The sequence below is a fragment of the Pseudomonas sp. LBUM1655 genome (assembly GCF_059716085.1).
Window position 1 is genome coordinate 4,640,482 of record NZ_CP166801.1, and the last position, 13,925, is coordinate 4,654,406.

Here is a 13,925-nt window from a genome sequence, read left to right on the forward strand (position 1 = left end):
TTTTCTGTAGGGGAATTCCTAATAAGTTGGCGCTAATTCCTTAGGCTCATCAATTTAAGGAAGATCCCTACATGCTAATACGGGGCTTGCCCTGTGGCTTGTGCTTAGGAGTGCGGATAATGGCCCGGTAATTAGAAGGCTTAGCTAAAACTGGAAGTGAAAATTAACATGAGTGATATTAAGCATTTGTATGTCGTATTGGTGGCGGGACTGGGATTGTCGCATTTAATAACGTTTCAGCCGTTGCTACAAGCACTGCTGTGAGCTCAACCTGATTTAAATGTAAGCCTAGGCTTGCACGGGGAGGGCGTTCTCAGGTTATCCATAATCTATTGAATGCCAAAGATTTATATTTAATTTTAAGTAGATCTGTTCTCTATTCTCTGCTCTCTGCTTCGTGGGTTTCATAGTCTAAGTTTTTTGGAGCGGCTAAACGGTGCTGGCTTCAGTGCTCTGCAGTTTGTGCATTTTATTAGTAAAATGCTAAACGCTTTAGTAGATTTAACATCCTCGATGCCCTCCCCAGCATTCTATTCGATAACAATTTCTTAGTTGAGCAATACTCGAATAAGTCTGACTCGGAATTTTGGCGTTAGGCGACAATTCTACGCTCTTCAAAACTCGTGAACTGAGAGTGCTAGCGCTTCATGCGCACCAAATGATCGTGGACTTTGCTTGGGAATTAAGATTTTTAAGGAGGTACTTTACAATGCACAATATGATGGAAGGGGCAGATTCTGTAAGGTGGCGCTCCTTAACTCGGGTGCTTATCCTCGATGACGATTCAGCCACCAGTAGTTTGTTGACCAAAATGGTTAGACGAGCAGGCTTTTCAGTGGTTTGTAGAGGCAAAAAAGGTCATGACGTCCTCCATCTGGTGGCCAAACATGCACCATCCGTGATGGTGTTGGATTTGAAGATGCCGAGACTTGAAGCACTGGCTACGCTGCGACAGGTCAGCAGGCACTATGCTCGGTTACCGGTACTCGTGATAAGCGTGCTGGACGCAAGTATTTACGTGCAGCGATGTATGCGCCTTGGGGCGAAAGGTTTCCTGACGAGGGGGTGCGATCTTGTTTTGTTGTCCAGTGCGATCACCCAGGTAGCTCAGGGACGCATGGTTTACCCCGATCTTTCGTCAGAGACGATAGTCGATCAGGCGAGTTATCCGACATCGCGTTGGTGATGTCGCGCCGTGTAGTGCGCGGCAGTGGTGTGGATGGCGTGGCGGTGATACTGAATATCAGTACGCATGTTCAATTCGTGATCCAAGGTTTACAGGCTAAGCTTAAACCTGAGTCCCGTGATCGGCTGGTGTAACTCGGACGAAAATTGGAATTAGGTTAAATGTATTTTTGGTGTCGGGCGTTCTTTTTATCCGTGCGGGGAATTGATATGAGGCATCACAAAATTATCTCGCAAGGCGCTTTTCGCTGTCTGATCATGTTGTGGGCGATATCAGCCTCCTTGCTTTCAAGTTTTCAGGTTCATGCGATCGAGTCGGTTCAGCTCTATGCTGACGTGGGCCTTCCTCGAGTCTCCGTACAACTTGCGCCATTGGAGCAACAATCACTACAAGCGCGCCGCATCCTCCGTCTTGGTGTTACTAAGTCGGGCTACGAGCCTTTAGAAGTGGTACGCGATCAAACGGTTAAGGGAATTGCGGCCGACTATTTGAGCATCATCGGTACCGCCCTCGGGCTGAAAGTTGAGGTACGAGTTTATCCTGACTGGGCAACAGCTTTGGCAGCATTGCGAGGTAAGGAAGTGGATGTATTGGCTCGAGGCTCTTCATTTGAAGAGCAGCTCCCGGGTTTGTTGCTTTCTCGACCTTACACCGAAAATCAACCAGTTCTAGTTGGACGTGGCGGTAACCTAGGAGAGGAAGCTTTGCTCCAAGGTGGACGTTTGGCAGTGGTAGATGGGTATGCGTCGTTGAACGAACTGGCTGCTCGTTATCCGAAGGTAAAGCTTGATGTCTATCCCACGGTTCGAGAGGCCCTGCATGCGGTGGAGTATCAAAATGCAAATTGGTTGGTTTGTGATGCCGCGACGGTTGCCTACCATCTCGCTCTTGGGGAGCTTCCGAGTTTGCGCATGCGACCACAGAGTAATTGGCGCCCCGTGGGTTACGGTTTTGTCTTCCGTGTAGATGATGCGCTGTTGCGCGATTTATTCGACCGGGTACTTGAGTCTATCCCGCGCGTTACCCAAGCTGAGATCTTTGGGCATTGGGGCGTCAGCGCGCGTTTCGATAGCGAGCGCACTTCTGCTTATACACCTGAACAACTCATTTGGCTGGCGACTCGACCGCAAGTCAAGGTGGTGGTCAGTGGCGGCACACCGCCTTACAGCTTTTATGATGATGAGGGGGAGTTTCGCGGTTTTTTGGCAGATTTGTTAGCAGAGGTCAGTTTGCGCAGCGGTATGCGCTTTCAGTTTGTAGAGTTCAATTCGTTGCAGGATGTGTTGGAGGGATTGCGCGATGGTAAAGGAGACATGACCACCATGTTGCTGCCTACCTCCGAGCGTAAAGTCTTTCTGAACTTTACCGATCCTTTTGTTAAAAGCAGCTTTGCGTTAGTAGGCCCACGCAATAGCAGCATTAAAACACTGGCCGATTTGCAGGATAGGCGGGTGGCTATGTTGAAGAATTCATCGGTAATCCAATACGTGCATGAATTTTACCCGACCATTAAACCAGTGCTGACCGATAGCTATTTGGAAACCCTCATGACGGTGGCCGGTGGGCGAGCAGAGGCTGCGGCTTTGCTGTTGCCGGTTTCGCGTTACATGATCAACCAGTATTTCGCTCGGGATCTTCGGGTCATCACGTCACTGACGCAGATCCAAGAGTCCCTTTCATTTGCTGTAACGAAAGACAATCCAATGTTGTATCAAGTTATGCAGGCGTCTCTCAATCAGCTTGAACCTCGTGTTGTCGGTACTCTGGTCGAGCGCTGGCAAAACAGCTTGCCGGCCGAGAGCAGCGTTTGGGGTGGCTATGAGCGCAAGCTACGTTGGTTTTTTCTTGCTGGCGCAGTGGTGCTGGTACTACTTGTATTGTGGCAGGGATACGCGTACTTCAATCGTGTGCGTGACCGAGCTGAAAAGGCTCGTCAGGCATTTCGTAGCGAGCTGCTCGATGGCATTCCCCAGTCCGTCGTCGTACGCGATCTGCAAGGGTATTTCGTCTTATGTAACCACACATTTTTTCGGAAGTTCCAACTTAAACCCGAGGATGTGATCGGTCGTTCCTGGGTCGAGGTCGACGGATTGGATTTGGCCCAGGAAGGCGCCCAGCAGCGCGCTTATCAAGCGCTGCTGGAACGCAATGAGGCCATTGACATGCAACTGGTCGAATTGCGTATTTGCAATGAAAACTTCACGTTCCGCCAATGGGCCGTTCCCCATCGGGGCAGTGACGGTAAAGTTGTAGGATTGCTGATGGGATGGATCGATGTATCTGATACTCAGCGGTTGCTTCAGCAATTGCAGGAAGCTCGTGATCAGGCTGTTCAAGCTAGCGCAGCAAAGAGCCGTTTCCTGGCTGTGATGAGTCATGAAATCCGCACCCCGTTAAATGCCATCATTGGATTGCTCGAGCTTACGATTGAACGATTCAAACGGGGCGAGCCCTGGGATCGATCCGCCATTGAAGTCGCCTACTCCTCTGCTAGCGCGCTGATGTTATTGATCGGCGATATTCTCGACCTTGCGAAGATCGAATCTGGCAAGTTGACATTGGAGCCCGGACGCAACAACCCACGAGAAATTCTGGATTCGGTGCAGCGAGTGTTTTATGGACTGGCTCGGCAAAAGGGATTGTACTTGAAGTCGGAGTTGCAACTTGATTCGGATCAGGATGTGTTAGTCGACGGGTGTCGATTGAAGCAGGTTTTGTCCAACCTACTAGGCAACGCGATCAAGTTCACAGACAGTGGGGGCATCAAGCTCTCATTGCGCGCGCAGGAATTGGGCTCAGAGTTACGGATGGTGTTTGTTGTACACGACAGTGGCATAGGTATTTCGTTGCCGGGTCAAGCTTCCCTGTTTGAGCCATTCAGTCAGGTGCGGGAGGCGTCAAGCCAGCGCGGTGGTACAGGGTTGGGGTTGGCGATCTGCCAGCAGCTAGTCGAGATGATGGGCGGACGGTTATACCTGCAGAGTGAGTTCGGGGTTGGAACGCGGGTTACCGTCGAATTACAGGTGCCGATTTTGGAGGGGAGACCCTCAGAGCAGGTTTGGTCATCACTTATACCGGATGATGGTGCAACCTTGAGCGTGTTATTGGTCGATGACCATTTACCCAACCGTTTACTGTTGCGACAGCAGTTGTCTTTTTTGGGACATCGAGTAAAGGAGGCTGAAAACGGGCAGCAAGCGTTCAACTGCCTCCAGGTGGATTCGTTCGATGTGGTGATCACCGATTGCAATATGCCGATTATGGATGGCTACGAACTGACTCGGCTTATTCGTGCTGGACAGCACGATAGGACGCTTGCCCCGTGCTTGATCATTGGATTTACCGCGAATGCGCAGGCAGAAGAGCGAGTGCGCTGCCTGAATGCAGGCATGGATGATTGCATGTTCAAACCCGTCGGGTTGAGTTTACTCAGAACCTGCTTGGCGAAGGTTGTTCGCAATGATGCCCATTCCGGAGCGCCGGTGCCAATCCCTGATGAATCTCTGTCTGGGGAGTCCAAGGGGGGCGTTTTCGACCTGGACTTACTCATGTCTTTGACCGACGGAGATCGGCAGGTGATTCGCGTGCTATTCAGTGAGCTGCTCGCGACGAATGAGGTGGACAAGCGACGACTTGAAGAGCAAATGGCCGTTGGGCAATGGCACGAACTCGGTCAGATCGTGCATCGGCTTAAAGGAGCAGCCCGGATGGTGGGAGCACACCAATTGGTTGAGGCGACAAGCGCCTATGAAGCGGGCTTGGGGCAAGCTGTTCCGGACGATGAGGCCCGTCGTCGTGCAGTGGCCGTGTGCGATGCCGTGACTCGCCTGCAAGAGGCGGTTGTCGGCTGGATGGAAGTGGCGGATTTATAGGGAGATCCCTACGGTGGATTCAGGTTTTCTCGCGCGTTTGACTCTTTGATTGCAAGGATTATGGCTGTTCATTGCAAGCATGCGTTCAAACCTGCATTGACGACTCTGGGTGTGCACGCACGGTTGCTGTTTCTTAGTTTGATCAGGATCGGTCTTATGATGAAAAAAGTGCTTTTAGTCGATGAGCATCCCATTGCGCGCTTCGCAGTTCGCATGTATCTGGCACTTCATGGGTTTGATGTTATCGCCGAAGCAGGCAATGCCTCTGACGCGCTCAGCCAAGTCGAAATACATCAGCCTGATATAATAATTATGGAGTCTCGAATTCCTCTAATGGATGAGATGGTGTTTATCCATGAAATTAAGAGTATGCCTTCGCCCCCCAATGTTGTGGTTTTCACTGCCGAACATTCCTATCATCATGGAGTACGCTGCATGCAGGCAGGTGCTGATGGCTACGTGAGCAAAACGGAGCCAATTGAAATGTTGCTTCTGGCGTTGAGATCCGCGCAGTCTGGTATTCAATATCTCCCATCCAAGGTATTCGAGGATGGAGAAATAGACGCGGAGAATAGGTTAATCGAATGCCTCCCTACTCGGGAGTTGCAAGTACTCCAGCAACTAGCCCGAGGGCGAAGCAATCAGGAAATTACCGAACGAATGATGTTGAACAGCAAAGCAGTCAGCATGTACAAGGCTCGATTGTTAAAAAAATTCCATGTTGATAGTCTGTTTGACTTGATCATGATCGCCAGGCGTGCAGGGTTGACTGCATAGATTAAGGTAGGGGCCTCTGTGGCCCCGTTCCTTCATTCGGGTTGTCCGAGCTAAGCGAACATGAATACGAGACCTAAGTGTTTCCTTCTTTACAGAGCGTTTGGAAATGAGTAAGTCGAGCTCATGAAATTGAGGGCGCGGAGGATGCAGGATATAAAAATAATAATTCGAAGATCACGCCCTTGCTCGGCAAATTCTAAGCATCACATTACGAGGACTTGGTTACACAAGCGTGCATAGTGACGAGAGCGGCGAGCAAGCGATTGCGTTGCTCTGAGCCGAGGTTGTTTTGATGTGCTGATCTGCGACATATTTATGTCTGGTGTTGATGGAGTAGCATTTTTACGCGCGGATCGTGAAGTGGGCACTATCGTCGCGCTGATTTAAGCTCCATTCCCAATTACTTTAGCCTAGCGATCCAGTAGTAAGCGCGACTATACGGCCATCAAGTGCTTGTTGATCTGCGTAAACCTTACTCACGCGCGGGGTTGTAGAATTTTCTGCAACGATATCGTCCATCAGCTCGATGATCGCCCCAAATCTTACCCGCTATTTTTTTTGACTGGGCTGATGAGAGGCTTTGCTGAGGATGGATTTTTATCATTTTATAGGCTCAGGATTGAACTTTGGAAGTTGTCAGTTTTAGGTGCGGATACTCTTATTTTTTGGTTTAATACGCAATATAGTTCGCTAACGCCGGCGTTGTTTTTAGAAGCATCACTGTAGAATATTGTAATCAATAAGATGACTTGCTTCACCGCGCATCAATCGTTGAGGTCTCTGCATGCTATTGCTTGCAGCGAGTTATTTTGCCTCTCGAGCAATTTGGACATTAGCTAACTTGCACTACCAGAATTCCCCCATGATCTAGTCAGATATTGGAGGCTGAACCTGTCCCGGCGAAACAGCTTGCTCTAGAAATAACGAGACAGGGTTGATGCAGTCTCCCATCAATAGTATTGAAAATGTGGTTCGTCTTCGCTTTCTCCGTTGTGGTGTTTCCAGCGACGACTTTGATGCAGGTTTTTCGTCCCTTCGCGCCCCTTTCGCGCGGGTTGGCGTCCAGTGATGGGGGATAGATTATGCCAAGGTATGGTTTGCTCCTGATGCGAAACAGGAGATACATGTCTGTGGTCTAGGTGAAGCCAAGGCCGCGGGCAACTTAAATCTCCAAAGAGACGAGAGAGCATGAATAGATTTCTACTCCCAGGCCTGGCCGGTGGGATGTTGTTGTCGACCCTAGTCTCCAATATGCAGGCGGTGGGCGCCACCATACTGATAGACAAGGGGGGCGGGCCAGAGATCAAAAATGTGGTGATCGCCAACCAAAACGGTTCAAGTGTTCTACCGCAGATGGACAATCTCGCGCGCGGCGGCTTCGACTTTAGGGGGGCTTTTGGCGATGGCGGCACGGCCGTTCAATGGAGGTGAGAAAGTGCCAATCTCGGCGCAGGAGCGAGTACTTACACGAAGGTGGTGGAGGTCGCGAATCAGCGCTTGATGGTACAGATAACGCCGAAAGCCAATTAGGAGACTAACGATTCTTCCAGTACTCCGGTTATCTCCCTCGGGAGCGCGGTGGTGCGGTCGGATGTGGGTATTTCCTGGCGCCTGACCTGGAACTGCGCACCCAAGAGGCCGCCAAAACCTATTGCCAGAACAAGGTGCCCCCAGCACGTTTACCAACCGTTGAAGAATTGCAGGCGCTGTTTGTGAATGCCACTTCCTCACCATCCTTTGCTCCAAGCCCGGGATACATAACTAATACAGAGATGTGTTCAAAGTACGGTTGGCCGCTTTGGGACCAGTGCGGGGGCGGTGCGAGCTTCTACGAGAACATCTACTGGGCCCATGGGGCCGCGCTCTTTGGTAAATACGCGAACCTGACTAACGGTTGGGGGGTTACGAGCAATTCCCCATCTCGTGTGGCTTGCGTGCGTTGAGGTTCATTAACCAATAAATGGGAGGCGCAATGGAACAGCGCAGTCAACTTGAGCAGGATGTTTTTTTAACAGATTCGTTGGAATGGATGGGGTTTTTCCAGCGAGGTCGCGTGCACTTCAGTCACTGTTCGCAGTGGGTTAATGTTGTCCATAGTCGCTGCGACGATCCGCTTCACCATGCTTGGTTGTACTCGACTAGTCAGCCACAGCAGCACCAGGCGGCGTTACTGGAGAATCTGCACTTGCTCACCGAAGGCTTTGGCCACTTTGGCTATCCGTGCCACCTCGATTGAAACCACTAAGTGTTGGTACATATGTGCAGATGCAAACCTCTGGTCTCTACCAAAAGCGCTGGAAAAAGGAGATTCATGAACATGGAAATAAATAGAAAAATCATAACTGTTTCGATACTTGCGCTCTTGCTTTGTGCTTGCGGCAACGAGGAGCATAAGCCGAACCCCAAGGGCGAAAGTGCCTTTGTTGAGCAACGCCTGACGGGTTGGTTGGACTGGTTCAACGTGACCGGTGCAAAAGTTCAAGTGGGTTCTGTCGAGTTCGGCTTGGCGGGTCAACCGGGAGTGTCTATTCACGTCAGCACGGATAATAACATCCTGCTTAACATCTATCTGCAACGTATGCAGATCCTGCCGGGAAATCGGGTTCATAGTAAAAGTGCTAACAATCCTGAACTGATAATGACTGCGGACTGGCAGGGCCTTAAATATGTTGAGTCCAACACTCACCCGACGCATGCCACTGTCTTGATTCGTTCCATTAACTCCGAGAAGATGGTTTTCCATGTCTCCGCAAGGCTCATCAATCCAGAATCTGGTAAGTTCCTGAATTTTTCTCGTTCGGTGGTCAATATACAGGGGCAGGATCTTAAGACAGTACTTGCCGACGACTAAAATTTTAAGATCGTACACGCCTATGCTCAAGCCCGACCTCAGGTCGGACTTCAGCATTTCCGCAGGTCAAGTTTCCCGGAACCCTGACATATAACGATGTATAAAGCAGCGAGCGAATGAACCCCGAGAAAGCTGACCCGATATTGGCCGGAGAGTGGAATGCAATAATACGAAGTTGCGCTTACGTTGTTCGGAAAAATTTCACTTAACAAGCAAACTGTTTCGCTTTTCGATCCATTCAGTCCCTGAATACGCAAAATAGCAAAACCTCCTTTAAAAACTCAAGGCTAATGTCCAGGACGCACGCACGGAACCTGGTGGAGGGCATTGTCGGTAGATTCGGCGAAGGAATCCGGGACCATCATATCGATGGCGTGGTGTTTACTAACATTAAGGGGTAGTACGGGCTCTTAGAATCAAGTACACGTCGCCTAGCGGCAAGCCGTGCTTTAAACACATCTGGCTGCTCAATGTATAACCTCCAGACGCATCACCATATGCTGAATCTAATTCAAAACGTTCGGGTAAGCGCCCGCCCGCGGCTTCGCAAAAAAGCTTGGCACCTTCCCAGGTACATGCATTACTGTAAGGCGCGTTGAAAATAGTCACCATATCCGACGGAAATAACGGAACCGACCTACCGCTGAAAGGCAAGCTTTCAACGCCTTCCGAATTAATGTGTGTTCATCTAGAGGAGTATTTTTTGAGAAAAAATTATCGACCAACTCATCTTACGCTCTCCTGTGCGTTACTTTTGTTGCCTCCGTACTTTTTATAGTCGGCGCACGCCGATAGCTCGCCAATTAGCTCGCCGAGCAGAAATATTGTTGCCGGATGATTCGAAATTTTACTCCAGCAGCAAGTCGTGTAAAGTCGTCTTCATGTTAGATCTAAGTTTTCCAGAGGGCGACTGGAATTGTTGTCAATGAGTTTAATGCTGGCCTTGCAAACCAATAACCCTGCATCATGAAAATTCCGCAGCCATCTAAAAAATCTCGTTCTTCCACCAACTCTACACCCTCTGCAATAACCTTTACACCCAAGTCTACGCATAAATTTACGACGTTACGCACAATGCTTTGTCGAACAATATCAAGGTGAATGCCTCGTATTAGATCCATATCAAGCTTTATAAAATCCGGTTGAAAGTCTGCCAAAAGACACAGTCCGGAATAACCTGCGCCAAAGTCATCGATAGCTGTTTTAAAACCAAGACCACGATAGTTTTGAAAAATCTCAACTAAATGCTTATTGCTTGCTACGCATTCTCCTTCTACTGCTTCAAAAATAAGCCGCTCAATTGGAAAGTGGCAGGATTCCGCTGCAGCAAGAGTGCTCCGAATGCATAGCTCGGGGCGGTATACTGTGTTAGGCAGAAAATTTATAGACAAATGCTCTGTCATACCTAATTCGGCCGCCATACAAATAGCTCGAGTTCGGCACTTTTGGTCAAAGCTATATTTGTTTTCATTGTCCACCTGAGCGAGCACAGAACAGGCGCTCTCGCCCTGTCGCCCCCTCGCTAGGGCCTCATAAGCGAAAACCGAATGATTGCGAGTATCAACTATAGGTTGAAATGCAAATGTAAAGTCAATGTCTTTAGTAGTCAAGGTCTTGCATTTGCCACATCGATTGAATCCGTCGTACACTTTAGGAAGATTTGTCATAACATTCTACCGGAAATGGATGGCCATTTCCTTGGCGCAGTTGAATGGAGATCACTATTTCTAGACAGTGTAGTCTCTAACTAGGAGTTGCGCTGAAGCTGATTAGTTAAGTTATATATGAAAGATATCAACAACATACGAGCTTTTTCTCTAAATATTCTTTGAGAAACCGGGCGGGTACGCGTAAAGATCTCTAACGTTTTTTATTTTTGATTACCTAGGGCTTGGTATATTTCATCGGGTAATAAGTAAAATCTATCTCCCCCCCAACGAATGGTCTAAAGTAGACATATATTTCCCGTCGACTTCAGTACCTGCCAGTTTTGAAAGCGGTAAACCGATCAGAAACGATCAAATCGCTCGCTCATTTCGGTGTTTCAAGCCCAACGAGTACCTCGCGGCAGCCATTTCCCGCATGACAGGCGCACCCAGTATTGGTCAGTAAGTGTCGGCGTGCCATCCACAGGTTAGACAGCGCGAATAGTGTCCCTGTTCTGTTGCAACTGACCGAAAATTAACCTAGGTGTTCAACTGCCTCTGCTCAATTTTTGAGCAGGTGAACACAGGGTGATCAGCATCGAAATGATGGGAAAAATTCGGTATATGTATTTTCGCGAAAAGCTGTCGCTGCATCAGATAGTCAAGCGTACCGGGGTGTCGAGCAACACCATACGAAAATGGGTCATAGCGCTCAAAGCAACTTAGCCGGCGTACCAGCGGTGCGCAGCCCTCAAAAAACTTAGTCCGTTTCACGAGACGCAGGGGCAGGCGGTCAAGGCTGATTCTTTTCGGGCATAGCACAACCGCAGGAGCGCCAAAGCGCTCTTCATGCAGATCAAGGCCGAGGGTTACGACGGCGGCTACAGCCAGCTCACCGCCTTCATTCGTTTGTGGCGAGGTGAGCAAGGCACGTCTCTTCGTACCGTTGACGTTCTCACCCAATGAGGCCTTTCAATTGTAAGGGCTCCATAAACCCCACATTCAAAGCGCTTAGCTGATGCCGGATGCTTTGCTCCCGATTCTCTCTGGAGCCAGTTCGTTATGAAGCGACCTGATGCCAAAGTCTAAAAAGTGTATCTGTATCCCGAACCCGTCGACTTCCGAAAATCCGTTGATGGCCTGACCGCGCTGGTCGAGCTGGACATCAAGGTCGCCGTGTTCGATCCGTTACTCTTCGTCCTCCTCAACAAAGCCCACAACCGTATCAAGGTTTTGTATTGGGAGCGTAACGGCTTCTGTCTTTGGCTCAAGCGCTTGGAGGCCGAGCGGTTTGAAACATCACCGAAGCTACCGAAGAAGCCATCGTTTTAACGGTCCAGGAGTTGAACTGGTTACTCAACGGTTTTGATCTGTGCGCAATCGTCCTCATCAGGTTTTAACTCCAAGATTCGTTGCATGACGAGTAAAATCTGGACATGAATTTAATATCCGAAAACCTCCCTGACGATCCTGTTCTGCTCAAGCAAATGTTGCTTGAAGCGCTAAGCCGTCAGCAGGTAATGGCTAGGCCTACACGTCAAGCCGTGCGCAGGAAGTACCGTTGCGTCTATTGAAAAGTAATCGCGGCTATATCATGACGGACCATTATGCGGGCTATAACGCCTTGGCGTTGCAACCGAGTGTGGAAAGGCTAGCGCGCATCGCGCAGTGCGACGCAAGTTCGTACAAGCGTAAAAAATGCAGCCCTACGGCAAGAGTGGCCGCGCGGATATCGCGCTGACGATGATCAATAAGCTATACGGCATCGAGCGTGAACTCAGGGATGCCAGCGATGAACAGCGGTTTATCGGACGCCAGGAAAAGAGCCTACCGCTCCTGCTTCATCTAAAAAGCTGGCTGGATAGAATCCTATCCCAAGTGACACCGCAAAGTGCTCTGGGTAGGGCTGTGCATTATTTGGCGAACAAGTGGGGCCGGTTGGAGCGCTACATCGAAGCTGGTTATTTGCCCATCGACAACAACGCCACCAAAAGAGCGCTCAAGCCGTTTGTCATTGGGCGCAAAGCCTGGTTGTTCAGCGTTACTACCAATGGTGGCACCGCCAGCGCTCAAATCTACAGCCTGGTTGAGACCGCCAAGGCCAACGGCCAAGTGCCCTATACGTGACTGCGCCACCTACTGGAGCGGTTACCCCACGCCTCGTCGGTTGAAGACTAAGAAGCCTTGCTGCCATGTAACTGCTCGCCTGAAATGCCAAAGTAGTTCTCTGCCCCCTCTTGAGGTAGGTGGGGTTTATGGATCGCCTACTGTTATTTCGCCTCCTGTCCAAGCAGTACGAGCATACCAACGTGGTCATCACGATCAACCTCCTCTTCTCGGAATGGTCGAGTGTGTTTGGCGAAGCCAAGATGACCACTGCGTTGTTGGATCGGCTGACACACCAATGTCACATCGTCGAAACGGGCAACGAGTCCTATCACTTGCAACACAACAGCCTAACTGCTCAAACAAAAATCAAATCACGTGAACGAAAGCGCAGGGACATGATGGTGCAGAGGGCGATTAGCCGTTTTGATCTGCACCGGAAATACCCTAACGCATGCTTGCATGCGGTGAGGCTTGGTATATTTTTCACTTGGAGACGACTGCTAAGCTTAACCACAATTGCTGATGCAAAAATCAGCAATCCGCCCTGGGTCAATATTCAATCGGCAGGGAGGCTCCGTTTTCAATCAGTGCCAACAGAAAAGCCTAATTAGGGATTGCCCTACAGAAAGTTTCAAGCGACAAGGTAACTCTAAGTCTTGTCATGCAAAAGCATGACATTTATGACTATAAGAGATAGAGCAAATGCAAAAAAAATTCTCATCGAAAGAAAACGATAAATCATCCACATCCAATCGTAAAACCATGCTCGTACTTTCGCGCTTTCCTAACCAATCCATTATAATAGGCAACGAAATTACCTTGACAGTTTTCGGTGTTGATGAGGGTTATGTCAAAATAGGTGTCAAGGCGCCTAAATCGATTGCTGTTCATCGTGAGGAGGTGTATGCCACCATCACTAGAAAGCGTGAAGAAACCTAAAATTGAAAATAGCCGAAGGATCAAGATTCCTTCGGCTCAACTTATCGATTGGCTCACTGAAGAGTCGAATGCCCGCGAGCATCCTGAGCCTTCGCGCAATACTCGCGCTCCCGGGATTCCCGGTCTCGAAGAATATGCGCATTATCATCTACTGATATCAACTCAAAGCCCGCGTCATCAAAACCCTTAATGCTGCTGAGGCGATAACGCTTCAAACCGCCGCTGATGGGGATACGAAAATCTTTCTGCTCGCCTGCCGTCATCCCGTAAAAACTCTGTAGCACACTTTTCAGAGGACGGCACTGACCATCAAGTAAAGTAACCACCACATACCCATGAGCCACTGGTGCGTCACCGGTATTTACCAAGGTCCCACCGATAAACGATTCATTCCCAACAGCCCCACCTATATGGAATTTCAGATGAAGTTCGCCGGCGGCCAAAATATTCATGGAATAGCCCGCGGCGAATACCATGCCAAAAAAATAAGAAAATACGATTTTATACATAGCCACCTGACCTCCGAGTAATTACTAGCCATTAAG

At 49.4% G+C, this 13,925-nt stretch carries 10 protein-coding genes and 3 pseudogenes; 11 read left to right on the forward strand and 2 right to left on the reverse strand.

Annotation, left to right across the window (positions count from 1 at the left end; all coding sequences use genetic code 11):
* Positions 1 to 721: 721 nt before the first annotated feature.
* The 6 genes from ACA074_RS20745 (at position 722) to ACA074_RS20770 (ending at position 8,686) form a co-directional block, all read left to right on the forward strand.
* Positions 722 to 1,186, forward strand: a complete 465-nt coding sequence (locus ACA074_RS20745) for a response regulator (RefSeq protein ID WP_497679340.1) — start codon at positions 722 to 724, stop codon at positions 1,184 to 1,186.
* A gap of 209 nt (positions 1,187 to 1,395) precedes the next feature.
* Positions 1,396 to 5,058, forward strand: coding sequence for a transporter substrate-binding domain-containing protein (locus ACA074_RS20750; protein WP_497677699.1), 3,663 nt, complete (start codon positions 1,396 to 1,398; stop codon positions 5,056 to 5,058).
* A gap of 156 nt (positions 5,059 to 5,214) precedes the next feature.
* A complete protein-coding gene (locus ACA074_RS20755) occupies positions 5,215 to 5,835 on the forward strand; it encodes a response regulator (RefSeq protein ID WP_497677700.1) in 621 nt (206 codons plus the stop codon).
* Positions 5,836 to 7,023: 1,188 nt separating this feature from the next.
* Positions 7,024 to 7,266, forward strand: a complete 243-nt coding sequence (locus ACA074_RS20760; protein ID WP_497677701.1) for a hypothetical protein — start codon at positions 7,024 to 7,026, stop codon at positions 7,264 to 7,266.
* Positions 7,267 to 7,807: 541 nt separating this feature from the next.
* Complete coding sequence (locus ACA074_RS20765; protein ID WP_497677702.1) at positions 7,808 to 8,071, forward strand: hypothetical protein; 264 nt, start codon at positions 7,808 to 7,810, stop codon at positions 8,069 to 8,071.
* Positions 8,072 to 8,146: 75 nt separating this feature from the next.
* Positions 8,147 to 8,686 carry a hypothetical protein gene (locus tag ACA074_RS20770; protein WP_497677703.1) on the forward strand — a complete coding sequence of 180 codons (540 nt, stop codon included), beginning with the start codon at positions 8,147 to 8,149 and terminating at the stop codon, positions 8,684 to 8,686.
* An 890-nt stretch (positions 8,687 to 9,576) separates the two neighbouring features.
* Here the strand turns inward: ACA074_RS20770 and ACA074_RS20775 are convergent.
* Positions 9,577 to 10,353: an EAL domain-containing protein gene (locus ACA074_RS20775; protein ID WP_497677704.1), complete on the reverse strand. Its 777-nt coding sequence runs from the start codon at positions 10,351 to 10,353 to the stop codon at positions 9,577 to 9,579.
* Between the two features lie 585 nt (positions 10,354 to 10,938).
* Between ACA074_RS20775 and ACA074_RS20780 the strand changes: the two are divergent.
* The 5 genes and pseudogenes from ACA074_RS20780 to csrA form a co-directional block, all read left to right on the forward strand.
* Positions 10,939 to 11,308: pseudogene (locus ACA074_RS20780) on the forward strand (IS21 family transposase); the annotation flags it as partial.
* Positions 11,309 to 11,424: 116 nt separating this feature from the next.
* Entirely contained in the window at positions 11,425 to 11,664 is a 240-nt protein-coding gene (gene tnpB / locus ACA074_RS20785; protein ID WP_497677705.1) for an IS66 family insertion sequence element accessory protein TnpB, read from the forward strand.
* 199 nt (positions 11,665 to 11,863) lie between these two features.
* Positions 11,864 to 12,510: pseudogene (gene tnpC / locus ACA074_RS20790) on the forward strand (IS66 family transposase); the annotation flags it as partial.
* 89 nt (positions 12,511 to 12,599) lie between these two features.
* A pseudogene (locus tag ACA074_RS20795) lies at positions 12,600 to 12,830 on the forward strand (ATP-binding protein); the annotation flags it as partial.
* A gap of 373 nt (positions 12,831 to 13,203) precedes the next feature.
* Positions 13,204 to 13,380: a carbon storage regulator CsrA gene (gene csrA / locus ACA074_RS20800; RefSeq protein WP_497679341.1), complete on the forward strand. Its 177-nt coding sequence runs from the start codon at positions 13,204 to 13,206 to the stop codon at positions 13,378 to 13,380.
* A 53-nt stretch (positions 13,381 to 13,433) separates the two neighbouring features.
* On the opposite strand, the gene ACA074_RS20805 is transcribed toward csrA, so the two are convergent.
* The gene (locus ACA074_RS20805) at positions 13,434 to 13,889 is read right to left on the reverse strand and encodes an FxLYD domain-containing protein (RefSeq protein ID WP_497677706.1); all 456 of its coding nucleotides are present in this window, start codon (positions 13,887 to 13,889) and stop codon (positions 13,434 to 13,436) included.
* Positions 13,890 to 13,925 lie beyond the last annotated feature (36 nt).